This is a genomic window from Bacillus sp. ME78, from assembly GCF_903970865.1.
Classification (GTDB): domain Bacteria; phylum Bacillota; class Bacilli; order Bacillales; family Bacillaceae_G; genus Bacillus_A; species Bacillus_A cereus.
The window spans coordinates 104,956-125,992 of the sequence record NZ_CAJCKK010000001.1 but is presented as its reverse complement, the minus strand read 5'-3'; the positions used below and the strand labels follow the sequence as shown (position 1 = coordinate 125,992).

Sequence of the window (21,037 nt, the reverse complement as noted above, 5' to 3'; positions counted from 1 at the left end):
TCAAAAAAGCTATTTTCTCGCTTTTTGATTTTGTAAATATGCTACATAATATTTAGCAGCCTCTACAGGATCTGTTTTTTCCATTTGTTTCACTTTAAAGATGATCTCCATCTTTTCAAGTTTTTCCTGATGCCGCCTAAGCGTCTCCAAATGGCCTTGCAACACTTCTTCTGTGTATTCTGGATTAATAAATTCATCCGTCGAAATATCAGTGATAATATTTTTCAACTTTTCATCAGAGAGCCAACTTAAAAATGTTCCGACTGAAGGTTCATTTCCCTTTTCATAATATGCGTATAGTTCATATAAAATCCCTTTATGTTCTTCTGTATGAAAATCTTCTATATGGGATTCCATACGAACAGCTACTTCTGCACTTTGCAACATATGGTAAATAATTTCTCTTTCCGCTCTTTCAAAACCTGTTAACTTCGGTTTTGTTTGAACGACTTGAGACGGTTTAGCAACCTGCTTTATTTGTTTTTGCTGTACCTTTTGTTCTTTGCGATATTGGTGCAATTGATTCAAAAGTGTTTCCATTGAATACGAAAATTCTTGCGATAATGACTTCAAATATGACTCTGCCTGCATCGCATCTTGTAACAACGATAACTCTTTTAAAACACTTTTCACATATTCTTCTTTGCCAGACTCATCTTGCAAATTTTTCCCTAAACGCAAATAATTTATTTTAAAACCAACAAAACTCACACTTGATTTCACAAGATTTTCAAAAGCGGTAGTCCCATATTGTTGCACATATTCATCAGGATCAAGCTTATCTGGCAAGGATGTGACTTTCACTTGGCAACCAACTTTTAGCAATAATTGCCCTGCTTTCATCGTCGCTTCTCGCCCTGCTTTATCACCATCATAGCAAAGAACAACAGTTTCAACGTTACGTCGCAGAAGTTTTGCTTGTTCTTCAGTTAAAGCTGTTCCCATTGTCGCAACAGCTTCTTCCACACCACTTTTTACCGCAGCTAGTACATCGGCATATCCTTCAAAAAGAACCACTTGCCCACGCTTTCTAATAAACGGTCTTGCTTGGTGGAAGTTATACAACAATTTACTTTTGTGAAAAATCGGTGTTTCAGGGCTATTTAAATATTTCGGAGTGTCATCCCCTAACGCCCTTCCACTAAACGCTATCACCTTACCTTGTAACGTATAGATCGGGAACATAACTCTTCCACGGAAGCGATCGTAATGACTACCATCCTTCTCACTTCTTATTAGAAGGCCAGCTTGTTCCATACTAGACAGCGATAAACCTCTTTTTTGTAAAATTTTCGTCGCTGCATCCCAAGCAGGTGATGCATAACCAATTTCAAACTTCTCAATCATCTCTTTCGTAATACCACGGTTTAATAAATATGAAAGTGCTTCATTTCCCTCTTCCGTATTTACTAATAAATGATGATAATACTTTTTCAATAATTCATGAGCTTGTTGCATGATGACAGTGTCATCAGATATGTCTTCTTGTTGCCCTTGTCCTGATGTGTACTCTGCAACCGCAATTCCATTTCTTTCACCTAGCTTTTGAACAGCCTCGGTAAAAGCCAGTCCTTCCATTTTCATTAGAAAGGAAAATACATTTCCACCTTCTCCACATCCGAAGCAATGAAAAATTTGCTTATCAGATGAAACAGAGAATGAAGGAGAATTCTCACCATGAAATGGACAAAGGCCGAAATAGTTACGCCCCTGTTTTCTAAGTTGAACGTATTCACCAATGACTTCTACAATATCGGATGATGTCCGAATCTGTTCAACAACTTCTTCGGGAATTCTGTTCCCCATAACTCCATCTCCGTGTCGTATTTTGTATTCGATATAAATTAAAAAATTCCTTTATAATTCGACAATATTTTTCTAAACTTGTTAGAAAGTGTTGCCGATTACATTGTATAAACGATTTTGAACCTTTCCTATAGGTCCTTTATCTGCATAAATCGCATATACATACTTGCTATATAAAATTGTATACATTTGCTCATCTGTTACAAATGTATCTCTTAGAAACAATACATATACACCTTTTTACAAGAAGAGTAGCAAGCCACATATACTGTTTGATCTTGAAATCTGTAACTTTTTCATGTTGATCCATATAACAATCAACTCCATTTTGTTCAGTATCTACAATGATCCAATTGCCTTGCTATTTCCTTAAAGGATGAGCATATGATGCGACAAACAAAATTCCGACATGAAATTCCGCTCCAACTTGCACAATTTCAGCCTTCACGGGATATACATCTACACCAACTAATATGTTGTTGATGTTTTGCATATTTCTGTATTCTACATCCCTTCTGTGAATCCTTCCATAATGTGCGTTTTCTTGTATAGATTTTGTCGATTTAACGTAATTACATGTCTTTTTCGTAAATCCTATCCCTAGTTTATTCTGAAAAATTAAAGTCTAAACGTAAAATATAGGTTTTTATCACAATTTTTTATTATAATATATTTTCTTCAACTACGCTACATATCCCTTTATTTTTTCAGCTTACATTTCAGGATGACAAACTCACACCTTGAATATACTAAAAGACAAAGGAGTATAAGTATAACCATTACACTACAATCTATTACAAAATCCATAGGTATCATATTTCACACGAGCGAAAAAAGCACATTCACCTTTGGTAAATGTGCTAAAACATTTTTTGGTTTTGCACTGCATTCACAATAATATTTGCTGTTTCTTCAATCGCTTTATTCGATACATCGATTACTTGGCAATTTATTTTACTAATTACTTCCTCAAAGTGATCAATTTCTTCTTGAATACGATTAATATTTGCATATGTTGCTCCATCACTTAATCCAAGTGATTTTAATCGTTCTTTTCGAATATGATTTAACTTATCTGGCGTAATTTTCAAACCGAAACATTTTTCTTTTGCCACTTGATATAGTTCTTCAGGTGGGTCAACTTCTGGCACGAGTGGTACATTCGCAACTTTCAAGCGTTTGTTATGAGCTAAATATTGGGAAAGTGGTGTTTTTGATGTACGCGAAACACCAATCAACACGATATCTGCTTTTAAAATACCTCGTGCATCTCTGCCGTCATCATACTTCACAGCAAACTCAATCGCTTCAATCTTTTTAAAGTATTCTTCATCTAACCTACGGACAACACCTGGCTCATATCTCGGCACTTGCCCCGTAATTTCTTCAATTTGATCAATAAGAGGGCCGATAATATCGTATGCCTCTACCCCTTCTTTTGCAGCCTCTGTTACTAAATACTGGCGCATATCAGGCTTAACTAACGTAAAACATATAAGTGCTTGATTACTCTTAGCAATCGAAATCACTTCTTTTAATGTCCCTGTATCTTCTACATACGGTACACGTCTAATATCAGGAGCAAACGGGAATTGCCCCATTGCTGCTCGAACAACCAAATCAGCCGTTTCCCCTACAGAGTCAGATACGACATATACGATTTTATTATCCATTACATTACCTCACTTTAAACAAATTACACTTATTCGTTATTTACTAAATTTACAAACGCACGTGTAATATTTGTTTTTGTAATTCGCCCAATCACTTCTAAACCTTGTTTCGTATCTTTTACAACTGGCATTGCATCAATCTGTCTTTCTATTAATTCCATCGCAATATCATATAAAGAATCCTCTCTACGACACATCGCAATGTTTGGCATCCTTGTCATGATAATATTAACCGGAAGAGAGGTTAAATCCTGCTTTCCTAAGCTCGCTCTTAATAAATCTTTACGAGACACAACACCAACTAATAGAGTCATCTGATCTACAACGAACAATGTACCAACGTCCTCTAAAAACATCGTACAAATTGCATCGTATACGGAAACATTTTTATCAATTACAACCGGTCTAGATTGATAATCTTGTACTTTAATTTTCTTAACAGCTTCAGATAATAGCTGCCCCCCAGTTTTACCCGTATAAAAATAACCTACGCGTGGACGTGCTTCTAAATAACCAGCCATCGTTAAAATTGCTAAGTCTGGTCTTAGCGTTGCACGTGTTAGACCCAATTGCGCTGCAATTGATTCCCCTGTAATAGGACCGTGATCTTTTACAATCTGAATGATATGTTCTTGCCGTTTATTCAGCTCTATGATAATCACCACCTTTAATGCACAACGAAAAAAGTTATACTATCTCTTAAATATTATATACTAAATATGCTATTCGAAAAAGAAAGTATGTAAAAAGGACCGTATACGGTCCAAAATTATATTTGAAACTTATCAAGTTGTTCTAAAAAACGTCTTGATTTCAAATAAATTCCGCAATATTCATCATAATATGTATTCAATACTAAACGCATTTGTTTTTTTGTGCTATCCTTTACCGATACATTTCCGAGCCTATGTAAATCGAAATGGAAGAAAAGACGTAATAATTTATGAACAGCTTCTCCTACCGGTATACGATATGGGTCTTGCTCTGCATGACGTGAGCACAGAAAACCGCCTTCCCTTACGGAGAAGGCGACAAAGTCTGTTTCTTGATGACAAATCGCACATGTATCAAAGTACGGGCGCATCCCTAATACCGGAAGCATTTTCGTTTGATAAATTAATGATAATACTTCTGAATCAACACCCTCACACATATAATGCAACGTTTGATATAACATTTCAAATAAATACGGATTATGTTTTTTATCTTCTGTTGCTTTATCAGTTAACTCAACAATAAATGATGCATAAGCAGTTAAAAATATATCCTCGCGAATTTCTTTCATAGTTGAAATAATCTCGCCTTGTTGCAATGTTCCAAGCCCAGATCCCATTTGAATAAGAAAATGGCCATGTGTCATTAATTGCGACACAGATGCTAATCGGCTTTTCGGTTTTTTTGCCCCTCTTGCCATTGCACTTACCTTACCAAGTTCTCTTGAGAATATTGTAACAATCTTGTTCGTTTCTCCGTAATCTGTCGTACGGATAACGATGCCCTCAACTTTTTGAAACATGTTCGTCACCATCCAAGGTTTGAACAAAACGGGTCAAGAAATTGGAGAGTCTAGATGCGCTAGCTCCTCTTCATGTTGATCCATCTCATCGTTTACGTCTTTTTCCATTTCTTTCAAAAGCAAGTACGTTTCAATGCTTCCTGTTTTGGAGAAAAACTTCCAGGTAAAATCTAGCATAAGAATCCACCTTTCTCAATAAGCGTAGCCTATAAACCAATTTCCTTTGTTGTTATTAAATTGACCCATTTTGTCCATTTTCATGTGAGAAAAATTTTTCCTAATTTATCAAAGTTCATAAAAACCAATAATCAGTGGATGAACCAACCATCCACTGATTACAACTTTACTCTATTTTAGTACTCATCCTCGCGGAAACCTAGGTCACGAAGCTGAGACATTTTATTACGCCAATCTTTTTGCACTTTTACCCATACTTCTAAAAATACTTTAGAACCAAGTAGCGCTTCAATATCAAAACGAGCTCGCTTACCAACTTCTTTTAACATTTTTCCTTGTTTTCCGATGATGATTCCTTTTTGTGATGCACGTTCAACAACAATCGTTGCATTTATATAAACTGCCCCGCCCTCACGCTTTTGAATCGCATCGATAACAACAGCCACAGAATGCGGCACTTCTTCACGTGTTAAATGTAGTACTTTCTCACGAATAAGCTCTGCAATAATAAATCTCTCCGGATGATCCGTTACTTGATTCTCTGGATAGTATTGTGGTCCTTCTGGTAAATACTTTTTAATTGTTCCAATTAAAGCGTCCACATTATTACCGTCTAACGCAGAAATTGGTACAATCTCTGCAAACTCATGTAGTTTACGATATTGATCAATTAACTCTAGTAATTGCTCTGGATGAAGTTGGTCAATTTTATTAATGACTAAAAATACTGGTTGTTTCGTTTCTTTTAATTTCTCAATGATGAATTCCTCACCACGACCAAATCCTTCAACTGCATTAACCATAAACAGAACAATATCAACTTCTTTTAATGTCGTTTGCGCCATCTTTACCATGAAGTCGCCTAATTTATGTTTAGGTTTATGTATTCCTGGTGTATCAATGAAAATAACTTGTGCATCATTTTCTGTATATACACCTTGAATTTTATTACGAGTCGTTTGTGGCTTATCACTCATAATAGCAATTTTCTGGCCGATAATACGGTTTAAAAATGTAGATTTTCCAACATTCGGTCTGCCAATAATAGAGACAAAACCTGATTTATAACCTTTTCTATTCATGTAAATCCTCCGCTAAAAATGCTCCTGGTAACAATTCTCCGACTGTCGTCTCTTGAACGTCACCATGTAAGTTTGATAAGTATACTTTCGTATCCTGTTTACATAATTCTACCATAACTTGTCGACATGCTCCACAAGGAGGTACTGGGCGCTTTGTATCTGCTACAACCGCAATGGCTACAAATTCTTTATCTCCTTCAGAAACCGCCTTAAATAAAGCTGTTCTTTCAGCACAATTACATAAGCCATATGATGCATTCTCAACATTACATCCACGATATACTTTTCCACCGCGCGTTAATAATGCTGCACCTACTTGAAATTTAGAATATGGTACGTACGCTTGTTTACGCGCTTCGATTGCTTCTAGAATTAATTGTTTACTATTCATATTCCCGCATCCTTCCTGTTCACAGCTATGAAGAGATACACTCTCTCATTAAAGGCCCTTACAGCACTTCCAAAGCTTAATAAAAGCTTCGGAATGCAACTATACCATATACGGTAAAAAGATAATAGCACCAATTATAACAGCTATAATTGCAAACAATAAAACCGCTCCTGCCGCAACATCCTTTGCAATTTTTGCAAACGGATGAATATCGGCAGTCGCTAAATCTACTGTTTTTTCCACAGCCGTATTTACCATCTCTAAACTCATTACACTCCCTATTACAATAAGTAATATCATCCACTCTATTTTCGTAATATGGAAATAAAAGCCGCAGCATATAACAATGACTGCGGCTAAATAATGGATTTTCATATTTCGTTCATGACGAAAACAAAAGAATATACCAGCTATAGCATATCCAAAACTATCTATAAGTTTTCCTTTTTTCATCGTCCTAATCCAAAAGCTTCTAAAATTTCTTTTTGTCTTCCGAACATTTCTTTTTCATCTTCTTCTGTCATGTGATCATAACCAAGTAAATGTAAAAAGCCATGTAACGCCAAAAATCCAAGTTCACGATCGAAAGAATGTCCGTACTCTTCAGCTTGCTCTTTCGCCCTTGGAATAGAGATAATAAGATCCCCTAACATGCGCGGCATCTCTGCACCAACAATCTCCATTTCTCCTTCTCCCATCTCTTCCATGGCAAAGGATATTACATCTGTAGGTTGATCTTTATCTCGGTAATCACGATTAATTTCTCTAATGCGCTCATTATCTACAAATGTCACCGATACCTCCGCACCATCCTCGATATTTTCCATTTGAGCTGCTTTTTCTAACACTTCACGAATTAAACTCATATACTCTTCTTTTACTTCTTCTGTTTCATCAATAAAATCAATTAACAAACTCATTCTTTCTCCTTTTCTTCCGGAGGTTCCGGATATGTAATACGCGAATGGAAAATACCATTTAACGTTTCACACAACGTTTTTCCAACGATTTGTAGTTCCTTAAACGTCAAATCACATTCACTAAATTGACCGTCTTGCAGTCGATCTTTAATAATACTTTGCACCAAATTATTAATTTGTTCTGGCGTTGGGTGATTCATAGAACGTACCGCAGCTTCTACACTATCAGCAATACCAACAATTGCCGATTCTTTCGAAGTTGCTTTTGAACCTGGATAACGGAACATCTCTTCTGTATATTTTTCTTTATCTTCTTTAATAGCTTTATAATAAAAATATTTCAGTAACGTTGTACCGTGATGTTGCCCAGCGATATCAATAATTTCTTGTGGAATATGATATTCTTCGAGCATTCTTACTCCATCCGTTACGTGAGCAATTATAATATCTTTACTCGTTACAGGATCTAATTTATCATGCGGGTTTTTAATTCCCATTTGGTTTTCAATAAAGAATTGCGGTTGTACTGTTTTTCCTACATCATGATAATATGCCCCTACACGCGCTAATACACCATTTGCCCCAACTGCTTCACAAGCAGCCTCAGAAAGATTCGCTACCATTACACTATGATGATATGTCCCTGGCGCTTCTAACAAAATTCTGCGTAAAAGCGGATGATTTGGACTTGATAGTTCCATAAGCTTCATACTTGATACGATTCCAAGTCCACTTTCTAAATATGGTAAAATCCCCATAGCCAAAACGGATGATATAATCCCTGAAAGTGAAGCCATTAATAATTGCGTACCAATTTCAAGAGGCGAAAAATTCCCATTACGTAATAATAAGAGCGCCGCTAATACGACTACATTTAATACAGAAACGAGTATACCAGCTTGTAAAATCATTGTACGACGATTTTTTTCTCGCAAGAAAATACTAACCGATAATGAACTTAACAATACGTAAATCCCTACACTATAATTTAATGTACTCGTTACCCCTTCATTAAACATAATACTTCCGCATACAGAAAAAATCATACTCGTTAAAAAGACGAATCGATCACCAATCATTAGTTTTACAAGTATTGTTCCCATCGCAACTGGGACAACATATGCAATCCCTGCGTATTCAAGTTTTTGAAACAAACTAATGATTTTCATTAAGACGATTGTGATAGACAAAATTGTAATATACGCTAAAACATACGGTCTATCTTCTCTTTTTCTCTTTAAAAATAATTCAAATTGTTTATGCATAAAGTATAGTAATACACCAATGAGTACCGCTAATCCAACATAAGGTTGAAAGCCGTTCCCTTTTTCTAACAAACCAACTAATTTCAACTGATTATACACATCACTTGAAATCGTTTCACCTTCTCTAACAAGAACTTGTCCTTGAAGAATATAAACAGGTGGAACTAAATCTTCCTCTGCTTTTCTCTTCTCTTTCGTTAAGATCGGGTCATAAAAATAGTTCGCTGAAATTGCATATCTTCCTAGCGCCTTAATTGACTCTTTTAAACCATTATCAACATTAACACTATTCATCTCACTTACATATCGTTCTTTCGCATCTTTCAATTCGTCCATTTTAATATGCTCAGTCATGATACTATTAATCGCTGTGACCGCAGCATCTTTCGCTAATACTAATTGGCTCGAATCTGCATTAATCAAATTTAGTAAGTTTGAATCAGATAATTCTTTCGTTAAGTCAGCGGGTAGTTTCTTTTTTAACTTATCCACTTTCTCAGCATCAGTCATCTTTTTTTGATCATCCGGTCCAACAGCTTTAATCTCTTGCACCACTTCATCCACTTTAGCAAAGACGTCATTCACAATATCAACTTTGTTTTGTTTATACTCACTTTTATATGTATATTGATCTTCAACTTTTGTAGCGGCTTCTTTTTTCTTTTTATCCGTTGTAACTTTATCTTCAATTTTTATAGGAGAATGGATTGTCTTTTTCGCAATAGAATACATATTAACATCTAATTGTTCTGGTTTTACATTATTCATAAGCGCAAAAAACAGCACTGCTCCTAACACAACGTAAGAAATCCAACTTAGTTTTTTCGAATGTTGTAAATTACGAAACCACTTAGAAATTTCTTGAGATCTTGACATGATTTCAATACCTTCTCCTCTCCAGAAATAAAGTGAAACTATTTATAGCTTTCATTTCTTCTACCCAACGATACTTTGAGGCAACATTTTACACACCAGTACCTATAGTTTATTTTCCTTATCTTTCATGATAGTAAAAAATATGACATTCGCCAACCTTATCATACAAAAAGAAATGATCCTGACAAATAGGATCATTCCATTTTATCATATGCCTCAATAATACGTTGCACCAATGGATGTCTCACAACGTCCGTTTGTTCTAATGTAATAAATGACAGACCTGATACACCAGATAAAATATTAGCAGCTATAGATAGCCCTGATTTTACCCCTTTTGGCAAGTCTACTTGTGAAGGGTCCCCTGTAATAACCATTTTAGAGCTAAAACCTAATCTTGTTAAAAACATTTTTATTTGAGCACCCGTTGTATTTTGAGCCTCATCTAAAATAACAAATGAATCATCAAGCGTACGCCCCCTCATATAAGCAAGCGGAGCTATTTCAATTACTCCTCGCTCCATCATACGCTGCGTATATTCTTGTCCAAGAATATCATGTAAGGCATCATATAATGGACGTAAGTATGGATCTACCTTCTCTTTCAAATCCCCTGGTAAAAAACCTAAATTTTCTCCAGCTTCTACAGCAGGTCTTGTTAAAATAATTTTCTTTACATATCCTTGTTTTAAAGCTCTCACAGCCATTACTACAGCTAAGTATGTTTTTCCAGTTCCTGCAGGCCCTATCCCAAAGACAATATCATTCTTCTTCATCGCATGAATATATCTTCTTTGCCCCATTGTTTTTACACGAATGGATTTACCTTTTGCAGTCTTGAAAATTTCTTCTTCATATAACTCTTCAAATTGAGCAATTTTCCCTTGTTGCGCGAGCTGAATTGCATACGCAACATCTCTCTCTGAAATTGATATACTTTTACGAATTACAACAAGTAATTGCTGTAAGATTTTTTCTACGAGTGTCACCGTTTCAACTGCTCCAGATACATGAACAGTTTCTCCTCTAGTTACGATCGATACATTCAGTTCTCGTTCAATTACTTTTAAATGTGCATCATTGACTCCAAAAAGAGCGATTGCTTCGTTAGTATTTTCCAATTGTTGGTTCATTTCTACTAATTGTTCTGCCATTACTCAGTCTCCTTGAATATCGGATTCGGATATTGGTTGTGGCTCTGCAATATTTTCAACCACAGTATAATGCAATGTGACTTTTAGTTGATCCGCCTCAACCTCTTTACTCAAAATCTTATCACTTACAATCATAGCATGTTCATCCAATTTTTTCTTTAGTTCTTTTTCAGCCATCTCCTTCGCTACTTTCAGCGCTTGCTTTTCTGTATATTCTCGATTCGCTTCTTCCTCTTCTCTCACAACATCTTTTTCATATGCAATCGGCAGTGTAAAACCAAATAATTTCACATCATGCTTTACACTTTCAGTACGAGAGCGTTTATACTTATCATGCTGAAATCCCCATATTTTTATTTTCGTATCCCCGAATTTAAGAAAATGTTCATTGTATACATTACCAGTATACACTTGGAATTGCGTCTTTAGCGGAACATCTACCTTAGATGTATACCACGTTTCGCCATACACAATACCTTTCGCTGAAACAATCGTCGGACTTTCCTCATTACCATATATTCCCGATACGAGAATCTGCCCTTTTTCTACATGATCATTCTTCAGTACAACCGGCTTTCCAACTTCTACAAACGTTTTTGTAATAATCGCTTCTTTTTTTGCTACTAAATTTTGCGGCCTTTGTTCCTTTTCTTTTTTCGGTTCGTTTTTTTCAACAATTTTAAAATGATACGTCGTTCCTCTTACTTCTAGTCCCGCCCAAGTAATGGCATTAATATTATCTGTCAAATGGCGTTGTACATCTTCTACATTCGGCATTTGAAATTGTAGTTTCCCTTTTTTAATACCCATTTTATCCAATTCTTTCATCAATATATATTCTGTTTCGGGTTTTGCTCCTGTAATTTCAATTTTCCAAACCATATTTGACATTGCAATCACGCCAAAAAAGAAAATTAAAAACCCAATTAAAAATCCACTATTTTTAATTAAACGCTTATTCCAAAAAGGAAAACCATAACGTCCAATAAAATATAATTTACATTCATTTTTTCTATAAATTGGTTTTATTTTTTTCACATCGCGTAACAACATACAAAAAACTAACGTTTCATCAGCTATTTTCTTAACATCCCAAACTAACAAATTCCTCCGTACACATTCATTAACAAACCGTTCCGCTCCTCTACCTTCAATCCGCACTTTTACATATCCAAGCCACTTTATAAACCATTTATTTTTCATTTACCACCTTCACTGCCTTTCTAAAAGTAGATATACTACTTTTTATTTGAAGCATTAAAATAGCTCGTACTAAAATGAAACAAATTAAAACTGTAATCGGTCTCTATCAACGAAACTTTTACAGGATAAAGAAGAAAAACTTCACAAATGGAAGTTTCACTTCAATCACCTTTTTTTTCATTTTCTAAAAATGTTACTTGCTCAATTATCCCTTCGAGTAAAAGCTCTTCTGGAAGAATCGTTTTAATAACAAAGGATTGTCCTTTAATTAGTAATTGACCATGTTTTAAAAGCAATCGCACTTCTTTATCTGAAAACACTAATAGCCCCCGATGATTTTCTATATAAATATGTATTTGCCCAACAAGAGTAATCCGAGGCAGATCCATTAATACATCCACTGGTAGGTCTACTTGTTTTGTTAACCAATTTTTCATTTGTTCTAATTTCTTCATCTCGAAAGACCCCCTCCTCATCCCATATATATGTATTTCTTCACAAGTGCCTATCGTGTTATAACGACTTCACTAACATAACTATATTCTGTAAGAGTTCATCTCATGTTAATTAAAACAGTCGCTATATGAAATCATATTTATCAGGACAATGATGGATCAGAGAATGTTACCCATAATAATAGAAGTATTAATACAAGAATATGCACCCTCAGGGGATATCAGTACAAGTTAAATTAAGAAATTGAGCCTAGCAAGAAGTTGGAAACTTGAAAAAACCTGTTACAATTCGTTCTGGACGTGACATACTGACCATAGAATAAGTAGTTGTCATTCATTAGACAAATGAGATAAAATCCGAAAAAGGAAATTGCTCCACTCTGAATTTTGCGGTGTAAGTAAGAATATTTTATAGGTGGTTGTTATATGAATTTCAAAAAAATATTAGGATTCATTAAAAAACAAAAAAATGAATTAATAAGCGAAGAAATACGAAAGGAAATTGGATTTAGTCAAGAAATTTTGAATGTTATAAAACAAGCTACTAACAGCAGCATCCAGCCCTTTTATGCAACTGATTCAAAATCTAAAATAGCCGGAGTCTCTTTCGTTACCTTTGAGGATTATGCTGAACAGCAAGTTATAAAACTTCAATCTGAGGTTCAGAAGCTTGGATACTTAGCTTTTATTTGCGAAAGAAGTTTTAGTCAAGGAAGTAAGAGTGAGTGTAGAATTGCAATTACACAAGGAAATGGCCAATTTGATATCCTTACAATCCAACAAACAAATGGCGTTAATTACGAAGTTAGCAATATAGATGTTATTTTTAAACTAAGAAAATGGAATGATCGCTATCCTTTTATCATAATCGGTGCAGATCATGACTGGGTTGATGCCATTTTTAGCGCGTTACCTACAGACGAAGAAATGCAATCTTTCGCGCAAGAAATGTATGAATTTTGTCCAGATATAGTGGAACAAGGAACAGAAAGCATTGAGGAGTTAGTCGAAGAAATTAAGAAAACGAAAAAGCTTTTTTTATGGTGGGATTAATCATAACTAAGGCCGTTACTTTTTTTACATACCAGAGGCGTTTCTATCACTTACAGAAACGCTTTTTAAGCAATATAGCGTTTTTCCTTAATAAGAACAATAAAAAAACGTCTCATACGAAATGAGACGTTTTTTTATGCTAATAGCTGGATAACCAACTTATTCACAAGTGATCCGTCTGTTTTACCTTTTACTTTCGGCATAACAGCAGTCATCACCTTACCCATATCTGCTTTAGAAGTCGCACCAACTTCAGAAATAACTTGCTTGATTACATCAACTAGTTCTTCTTCAGTTAATTGCTCTGGCAAATATGCGCTTAAAATCTGAATTTCACTTTGCAGTTTATTAACAAGGTCTTCACGACCAGCTTTTTTAAATTCAAGGAGGGAGTCCTTATACTGTTTTACTTCACGAGCTAAAACTGTTACTTCCTCTTCTTCAGTAAGAGTATGTTGCAGTTTAATACCTTCATTTTGTAAAGCAGCCTTAACCATACGAATAACGGTTAATTTTTCTTTTTGTTTATTCTTCATCGCTTGTTTCATATCATCGTTTAAACGACCGAGAAGACTCATAACTTACACCCTCTCTTAGAATTTACGCTTTCTTGCCGCTTCAGATTTCTTCTTACGTTTTACACTTGGTTTTTCATAAAACTCGCGCTTTCTTGCTTCAGCAAGTGTACCAGTTTTAGAAACCGATCTTTTAAAACGGCGAAGTGCATCCTCCAAAGACTCGTTTTTACGAACGACTGTTTTTGACATTCTCTTTCCCTCCCTCCGAAACATCACACTTACATACTAACTTCAGCATGCAAAAAGAAACACTTCTTCAGCATGTCTTTTACGATTATAATACATTTTATCACTTCAGGTCAACTATTTGGCAGAATAAAAGAAGAATAGAAGCATTTCCTTTTCAAAAGTTATACAAATAGCTAGTATCCTTCTTTCATGAAGACAACTATATTTTTATCATTTCAACTTTTTTCATACAGGGATGCACGAAACGCCTCTCCACCTTCTAGTACTTAACCGCTTCAAATAAAGAAAGCATGCAAACCGTTTCCGGTTGCACGCTCTTTTTTATGCGCTTGCTGATTCTTTTTTCACATCATCTTCAATAACACGAACAAATTGCGCTTCGTTATATGGATAGCCAGCTTTTGTAATTTTCACTTTCACTAGCTTACCAATTAATTCTTCTGATCCTTCAAATACAATTTTCAAGTAGTTATCTGTATACCCTACATATAACCCTTCACGGTCGCCGTCTTTAAATTGCTCTTCTGGAATGATTTCAAGCACTTCACCTTCAAACGCTGATGCATATTCTTTCGCTAATTGATTAGATAGCTCAATTAAACGATGAACACGATCGTTCTTCACATCTTCAGGAACTTGATCTTCCATGCGTGCTGCAGGTGTTCCTGTACGTTTTGAATAAGGGAACACGTGTAACTCAGAGAAGCGGTTCTCTTTAATGAAATTGTATGTTTCCATGAATTCTTCTTCTGTTTCACCTGGGAAACCAACGATTACGTCAGATGTAATCGCAAGGCCTGGTAACGCTTCTTTCAAACGATCTAAACGCTCTTGGAAGAATTCCATCGTATATTTACGACGCATACGTTTTAATACAGTATTAGAACCAGATTGCAACGGAATATGCAAGTGACGTACAACTACTTCAGATTTATCTAACACTTCAATTACTTCATCTGAAATTTGACTCGCTTCAATAGAAGAAATACGAAGACGTTTTAATCCGCCTACTTCCGCTTCCATATCACGAAGTAATCCAGCTAAGTTATAATCTTTTATATCTTCGCCGTATCCACCTGTATGAATACCCGTTAATACGATTTCTTTATAGCCTGCATCCACTAATTGTTGTGCTTGTTTAATAACCTCTTTTCCATCACGAGAACGCATTAAACCACGCGCCCAAGGAATGATACAGAATGTACAGAAGTTATTGCAACCCTCTTGTATTTTTAAAGACGCACGTGTACGATCCGTGAAATAAGGTACATCAAGTTCTTCGTACACACGTGTTTTCATAATATTGCGGACAGCATTAATTGGTTGACGCTCTTTACGGAATTCTTCGATGTAACCTAACATCTTTTCACGATCCTGTGTACCAACTACAATATCTACACCTGGAATCGCCATAATTTCAGCTGGAGATGTTTGTGCATAACATCCCGTTACGCAAATAACTGCATCTGGATTTTGACGCACAGCACGTCTGATTACTTGACGGCTTTTTTTGTCCCCAGTATTCGTTACTGTACATGTGTTAATAACATATACATCAGCTTTCTTTTCATATTCTGTTCTTTCATAACCACCTTGTTTAAACAATTGCCAAATGGCTTCTGTTTCATAGTGGTTTACTTTACAACCTAACGTATGGAACGCAACAGTTGACATTGATCATCACCCCATCAATTCAAAATGATACGAAGCAGCACTTAACGCGTATAACGGCGCCGTTTCTGTTCTTAAAATTCTTGGTCCTAAACTACATGGTACAAATTTATGTTCACGAAGCGCTGTAATCTCTTCCTCAGCTAAACCGCCTTCTGGGCCAAATACAATCAATAGCTTTTGACCTGGTTTCATTGTCGTTAAAGCTTTCGCAAAATTAGATTTCTCGCCTTGTTTCGCTTCCTCTTCGTAAGCAACAAGACAAACATCATACTCACCACTCATTGTAAGCAGTTGCTTAAATGATGCCGGAGCATGTACTTCCGGAATTTCACTTCTATGTGATTGTTCCGCAGCTTCTTTCACAATTTTTCTTAAACGCTCAACCTTTTTATCAGCTTTTTTCGCATCCCATTTTACGATAGAGCGAGATGCTTGAAATGGTAAGAATGCAGCTGCCCCAAGCTCAGTTCCTTTTTGAAAAATCAACTCTAGCTTGTCTCCTTTTGGCAGTCCACTTGCAATCGTCACGAAAACAGGAAGTTCACTTGACGCCTCTACCCATTCTACAATAGCCGTATTAATAAATTCACTGGTAATTTCATCAATTGAACATACTGCTGTTTTTCCGTTTACACAGCAATAAATTTGATCGCCAGCTGTCATACGCATTACTCTCGCAATGTGATGTACATCATCACCTACAATGCGAATTTTTGCTTCACTTACATGTTTTTCTTCTACAAAATAACGTTGCATATAATCACCTTAGTAGAGTTTCGTTCCTTTCGTAAGTCAACACTTACGAAAAGAACGAAACATTATCATTTTTCATATAACAAACGGCAAGTCCCTCACCTTATAGTGAGAGACTCCCCTTTTCATTATAGACTAAAATCTATATTACGCATTTCGTGCAATAATTGCTACCCAATCTTCCATTCGTAACACTTCTTCAATTGTAAATCCAGCTTGTTCTAACGCCTCAGAAATTACTTTTTCCTTCGCAGCAATAATGCCCGATGTAATAAATAATCCACCTGACTTCACAACTCTCGCTGCATCTTCAGGGAATAAAAGAATAATTTCTGCTAATAAGTTAGCTACAATTAAATCAACAGGACCTTCAATACCTTCTAAAAGACTATTTTGCCCAACAGACACGATATCATCTGTTTTATTTAAACGCACATTCATTTCTGCACTTTCAACTGCAACCGGATCTAAATCATATGCTTGAACAGAAGACGCACCTAATTTTGCCGCTGCAATACTAAGCACACCAGAACCTGTTCCTACATCAATGATAGCATCACCTGGCTGTACTGTTTTTTCTAAAGCACGAATACACATCGTTGTTGTTGGATGAGTTCCTGTACCAAACGCCATACCTGGGTCTAATTCAATGATTTTTTCATCAGGAGAAGATGGTGTATATTCTTCCCACGTCGGTACGATTGTGAATGTATCAGAAATTTGTACTGGATGGTAATATTTTTTCCAAGCAGTAGCCCAATCTTCTTCATTGACTTCGTTAACGGTAATATTTCCAGTACCAATTTCAATGTCGTAAGATGGAAGCACATCAATAGATGATTTTACACCTGCAATCGTTTCATGTAAAGAATCCGTTTGCGGGAAATATGCTTTTATTAATACACCTTCCGCCGGATATTCATCTGGATTCAATGCATAAATTTCACCATATTGTTGCTCGCGCTCTTTCGTTAACTCCGCTGGATCCTCAATCGCAACTCCGCTAGCACCAGCTTCATGTAAAATATGAGAGACAGCTTCTACTGCTTCTTCTGTTGTATGAATACTAATTTCTGACCATTTCACAATTTACCAACTCCATTTTTTATTTCCATTATTCCCCTTTGAAAGCACGTTTAAGCTTTCCGAATAAACTATCATCCTGCTCTTCTTGTCCTGCAAATTCACGTAATAAATCTTTTTGCTGTGAAGTCAATTTCGTCGGTACAACAACACGAACGACTACATATTGATCTCCTTGGCCGTATCCACGTACGTTCGGAGCACCTTTTCCTTTTAAGCGGAATTCTGTTCCAGTTTGTGTTCCTGCTGGAATTTTCAGCTTCACTTTACCATGAACAGTAGGAACTTCCACTTCATCACCAAGCGCCATTTGCGCAAATGTTAATGGCATTTCGCAAATAATGTGATCTCCTTCACGCTCGAAGAATTCATGATTTCTTACATGAACGACAACATATAAGTCTCCTGCTGGTCCGCCATTTACGCCGGCTTCACCTTTTCCAGACACACGAATTTGTTGACCATTATCGATACCCGCTGGAATTTTAACATTGATTTTTTTACGCTTACGAACTTTACCTGAACCGTGACATGTCGTACATTTTTCTTTAATAATTTGTCCAGTTCCTGAACAATGACCACAAGCTTGACGGTTTACGATACGACCAAACGGTGTGTTTTGTTCTACACTCACTTGACCAGAGCCTGAACAATGTTTACATGTTTCTTTTGAAGTTCCTGGTTTTGCTCCACTACCTTTACAAGTATCACATGGATCTTCTACTGGAATTTCCACATTTAATTCCTTACCAAAAATAGCTTCTTCAAAATCTAAAGTGACTTGATATTGTAAGTCAGCACCTTGGCGCGGAGCATTTGGATCACGACGTCTGCCGCCGCCACCGCCAAAGAAAGAACTAAATATATCTTCAAAACCGAAGCCACCGCCGAAGTCTCCTCCGCCGCCAAATCCACCGAATCCTTGATTTGCACCAGCATGACCAAATTGATCGTACTGCGCACGCTTTTGATCATCACTTAACACTTCGTATGCTTCTTGTACTTCTTTAAACTTTTCAATTGCATTTTCTTCTTTGCTTACGTCTGGATGGTATTTTTTAGCCAAACGACGATACGCTTTTTTTATTTCATCTGTTGAAGCGCCCTTGCTAAGTCCAAGGACCTCATAATAGTCTCGTTTACTCATAAATTTACAACCCCCGAATCTTTCACATAAACGTAATTTTAACACCGAAAGAAAGTGCTTTGCAACAAAGTTTCCTCACTTACAGTATGCAAAGCGAAAAACTTAAGATCCTCACACATCGCTTCTCATTCGTGAAAAAAGCCAAAGTCAAGGCACGCTTGACTTTGACTTTTTGTCATCTTACTTATTATGTTTACAGTTGAATTACTTGTCTTCTTTTACTTCTTCAAACTCAGCGTCAACTACATTGTCTTTCTTCGTGCCAGCGTCCTGTGCACCTTGCGCACCTTCCGCTTGACCAGCAGCTGCTTGAGCTTGCTCGTATAATTTAACAGTTAATTGTTGTACGATTTCTTGTAAAGCATCTTTTTTCGCACGAATTTCTTCAAGCTCGTTTTTCTCAATTGCAGCTTGTAATGCTTCTTTCGCTTCTGTTGCTTTTGCAACTTCAGCTGCATCTACTTTACCTTCTAAATCTTTTACAACTTTGTCTGTTTGGAATACAAGTTGGTCAGCTTCGTTACGAAGTTCAACTTCTTCCTTACGTTTTTGGTCAGCGTCAGCATTTGCTTCCGCTTCTTGTACCATACGTTCTACTTCTTCATCAGAAAGACCTGAAGAAGATTGGATTGTAATAGCTTGCTCTTTGCTTGTTCCTAAGTCTTTCGCACGTACGTTAACGATACCGTTCGCATCAATATCGAATGTTACTTCGATTTGTGGAATACCACGTGGTGCTGGTGGAAGGTCAGTTAATTGGAAACGACCTAACGTTTTGTTGTCAGCTGACATTGGACGCTCACCTTGTAATACGTGAATGTCTACTGCTGGTTGATTATCAGCAGCTGTCGAGAATACTTGTGACTTACTTGTTGGAATTGTAGTGTTACGCTCGATTAATTTCGTGAACACGCCACCCATAGTTTCAATACCTAAAGAAAGTGGAGTTACGTCTAATAATAGAACGCCTTCTACATCACCAGTAAGTACGCCACCTTGAACTGCAGCACCTAATGCTACAACTTCATCAGGGTTTACACCTTTATATGGCTCTTTACCAGTTTCACGTTTAATAGCTTCTTGTACAGCTGGGATACGAGTAGATCCACCAACAAGAATAACTTTATCTAATTCGCTTGGAGCAAAACCAGCGTCTTTTAATGCACGACGAGTTGGCTCTAATGTTCTTTCAACAAGACCTGCTGAAAGCTCTTCGAATTTCGCTCTTGTTAACGTTAATTCTAAGTGTAATGGACCAGCAGCTCCAGCACTAATGAATGGTAATGAAATTTGAGTTTGTGTTACACCAGAAAGATCTTTTTTCGCTTTTTCAGCTGCATCTTTCAAGCGTTGAAGCGCCATTTTATCTTGGCTTAAATCAATGTTATTTTCTTTTTTGAACTCAGCTACTAAGTGATCGATGATAACTTGGTCAAAGTCATCGCCACCAAGACGGTTGTCACCAGCAGTTGAAATAACTTCGAATGTGCCGTCTGCTAACTCAAGGATAGATACGTCAAATGTACCGCCACCTAAGTCATATACTAAGATTTTTTGTTCTTCGTCTTGTTTTTCTAAACCGTAAGCAAGTGCTGCTGCTGTTGGCTCGTTAATGATACGCTCAACTTCTAAACCAGCGATACGACCAGCATCTTTCGTTGCTTGACGCTCTGCATCGTTGAAGTATGCAGGTACTGTAATAACAGCTTTCGTTACTGTTTCACCTAAGTATGCTTCAGCAGAAGCTTTTAAGTTTTGTAAAATGATTGCAGAAATTTCTTGAGGTGTATAATCTTTACCTTCAACTTCTACTTTGTAGTCTGTACCCATATGACGTTTAACAGACATGATTGTATTTGGGTTTGTAATTGCTTGGCGCTTTGCAACTTCCCCAACTTGACGTTCTTCATTTTTGAAAGCTACAACAGAAGGTGTTGTACGGTTTCCTTCTGGATTTGGGATAACCTTTGGTTCTCCACCTTCCATAACAGCTACACAAGAGTTTGTTGTACCTAAGTCAATACCGATAATTTTACTCATGG

22 protein-coding genes are annotated in these 21,037 nt (G+C 36.5%); 1 reads left to right on the top strand and 21 read right to left on the bottom strand.

From position 1 onward, the window contains the following. Positions 1-9: 9 nt before the first annotated feature. The 14 genes from dnaG to yqfC form a co-directional block, all read right to left on the bottom strand. Positions 10-1,806 carry a DNA primase gene (gene dnaG / locus H6481_RS00665; RefSeq protein WP_000528221.1) on the bottom strand — a complete coding sequence of 599 codons (1,797 nt, stop codon included), beginning with the start codon at positions 1,804-1,806 and terminating at the stop codon, positions 10-12. An 81-nt stretch (positions 1,807-1,887) separates the two neighbouring features. Beyond that, entirely contained in the window at positions 1,888-2,031 is a 144-nt protein-coding gene (locus tag H6481_RS00660) for a hypothetical protein (RefSeq protein ID WP_000479733.1), read from the bottom strand. 635 nt (positions 2,032-2,666) lie between these two features. Further along, positions 2,667-3,479, bottom strand: coding sequence for a pyruvate, water dikinase regulatory protein (locus H6481_RS00655; RefSeq protein ID WP_000368944.1), 813 nt, complete (start codon positions 3,477-3,479; stop codon positions 2,667-2,669). Positions 3,480-3,508: 29 nt separating this feature from the next. Continuing rightward, entirely contained in the window at positions 3,509-4,141 is a 633-nt protein-coding gene (locus H6481_RS00650) for a helix-turn-helix transcriptional regulator (RefSeq protein WP_000583756.1), read from the bottom strand. A gap of 107 nt (positions 4,142-4,248) precedes the next feature. Then, positions 4,249-4,995, bottom strand: a complete 747-nt coding sequence (gene recO, locus H6481_RS00645) for a DNA repair protein RecO (protein ID WP_000487011.1) — start codon at positions 4,993-4,995, stop codon at positions 4,249-4,251. 33 nt (positions 4,996-5,028) lie between these two features. Next, a complete protein-coding gene (locus H6481_RS00640; RefSeq protein WP_000883924.1) occupies positions 5,029-5,172 on the bottom strand; it encodes a YqzL family protein in 144 nt (47 codons plus the stop codon). A gap of 176 nt (positions 5,173-5,348) precedes the next feature. After that, positions 5,349-6,254 carry a GTPase Era gene (gene era, locus H6481_RS00635; protein WP_001080230.1) on the bottom strand — a complete coding sequence of 302 codons (906 nt, stop codon included), beginning with the start codon at positions 6,252-6,254 and terminating at the stop codon, positions 5,349-5,351. Continuing rightward, the gene (locus H6481_RS00630) at positions 6,247-6,645 is read right to left on the bottom strand and encodes a cytidine deaminase (RefSeq protein WP_001086285.1); all 399 of its coding nucleotides are present in this window, start codon (positions 6,643-6,645) and stop codon (positions 6,247-6,249) included. The genes era and H6481_RS00630 overlap by 8 nt, the downstream gene beginning before the upstream one ends. A gap of 99 nt (positions 6,646-6,744) precedes the next feature. Next, on the bottom strand, positions 6,745-7,098 hold the full coding sequence (locus H6481_RS00625; RefSeq protein ID WP_000715464.1) for a diacylglycerol kinase family protein: 354 nt from the start codon (positions 7,096-7,098) through the stop codon (positions 6,745-6,747). Beyond that, positions 7,095-7,565, bottom strand: coding sequence for an rRNA maturation RNase YbeY (ybeY, locus tag H6481_RS00620; protein ID WP_000054684.1), 471 nt, complete (start codon positions 7,563-7,565; stop codon positions 7,095-7,097). Before ybeY ends, H6481_RS00625 begins: the two co-directional genes overlap by 4 nt. Beyond that, the gene (locus tag H6481_RS00615; protein WP_000091513.1) at positions 7,562-9,706 is read right to left on the bottom strand and encodes an HD family phosphohydrolase; all 2,145 of its coding nucleotides are present in this window, start codon (positions 9,704-9,706) and stop codon (positions 7,562-7,564) included. Before H6481_RS00615 ends, ybeY begins: the two co-directional genes overlap by 4 nt. Before the next feature lie 194 nt (positions 9,707-9,900). Further along, entirely contained in the window at positions 9,901-10,860 is a 960-nt protein-coding gene (locus H6481_RS00610; protein WP_000840520.1) for a PhoH family protein, read from the bottom strand. 3 nt (positions 10,861-10,863) lie between these two features. Then, the gene (yqfD, locus tag H6481_RS00605) at positions 10,864-12,063 is read right to left on the bottom strand and encodes a sporulation protein YqfD (protein WP_000792498.1); all 1,200 of its coding nucleotides are present in this window, start codon (positions 12,061-12,063) and stop codon (positions 10,864-10,866) included. A gap of 161 nt (positions 12,064-12,224) precedes the next feature. Then, the gene (gene yqfC / locus H6481_RS00600) at positions 12,225-12,518 is read right to left on the bottom strand and encodes a sporulation protein YqfC (protein WP_000732269.1); all 294 of its coding nucleotides are present in this window, start codon (positions 12,516-12,518) and stop codon (positions 12,225-12,227) included. 426 nt (positions 12,519-12,944) lie between these two features. On the opposite strand from yqfC, the gene H6481_RS00595 reads away from it, so the two are divergent. Next, on the top strand, positions 12,945-13,571 hold the full coding sequence (locus H6481_RS00595) for a DUF4253 domain-containing protein (RefSeq protein WP_001009613.1): 627 nt from the start codon (positions 12,945-12,947) through the stop codon (positions 13,569-13,571). 134 nt (positions 13,572-13,705) lie between these two features. On the opposite strand, the gene H6481_RS00590 is transcribed toward H6481_RS00595, so the two are convergent. The 7 genes from H6481_RS00590 to dnaK all read right to left on the bottom strand — a co-directional run bounded on the left by H6481_RS00590 (position 13,706) and on the right by dnaK (position 21,035). Beyond that, complete coding sequence (locus tag H6481_RS00590) at positions 13,706-14,149, bottom strand: GatB/YqeY domain-containing protein (protein WP_000054582.1); 444 nt, start codon at positions 14,147-14,149, stop codon at positions 13,706-13,708. Positions 14,150-14,164: 15 nt separating this feature from the next. Beyond that, positions 14,165-14,338, bottom strand: coding sequence for a 30S ribosomal protein S21 (rpsU, locus tag H6481_RS00585; RefSeq protein ID WP_000048061.1), 174 nt, complete (start codon positions 14,336-14,338; stop codon positions 14,165-14,167). Positions 14,339-14,659: 321 nt separating this feature from the next. Further along, complete coding sequence (gene mtaB, locus H6481_RS00580) at positions 14,660-16,012, bottom strand: tRNA (N(6)-L-threonylcarbamoyladenosine(37)-C(2))-methylthiotransferase MtaB (protein WP_000108678.1); 1,353 nt, start codon at positions 16,010-16,012, stop codon at positions 14,660-14,662. A 6-nt stretch (positions 16,013-16,018) separates the two neighbouring features. After that, a complete protein-coding gene (locus tag H6481_RS00575) occupies positions 16,019-16,768 on the bottom strand; it encodes a 16S rRNA (uracil(1498)-N(3))-methyltransferase (protein ID WP_001190142.1) in 750 nt (249 codons plus the stop codon). A gap of 144 nt (positions 16,769-16,912) precedes the next feature. Continuing rightward, positions 16,913-17,851, bottom strand: coding sequence for a 50S ribosomal protein L11 methyltransferase (prmA, locus tag H6481_RS00570; protein ID WP_000872098.1), 939 nt, complete (start codon positions 17,849-17,851; stop codon positions 16,913-16,915). Positions 17,852-17,879: 28 nt separating this feature from the next. Next, on the bottom strand, positions 17,880-18,995 hold the full coding sequence (gene dnaJ / locus H6481_RS00565) for a chaperone protein DnaJ (protein ID WP_000043947.1): 1,116 nt from the start codon (positions 18,993-18,995) through the stop codon (positions 17,880-17,882). Between the two features lie 204 nt (positions 18,996-19,199). Continuing rightward, on the bottom strand, positions 19,200-21,035 hold the full coding sequence (gene dnaK / locus H6481_RS00560; protein WP_000034701.1) for a chaperone protein DnaK: 1,836 nt from the start codon (positions 21,033-21,035) through the stop codon (positions 19,200-19,202). Positions 21,036-21,037: the final 2 nt, after the last annotated feature.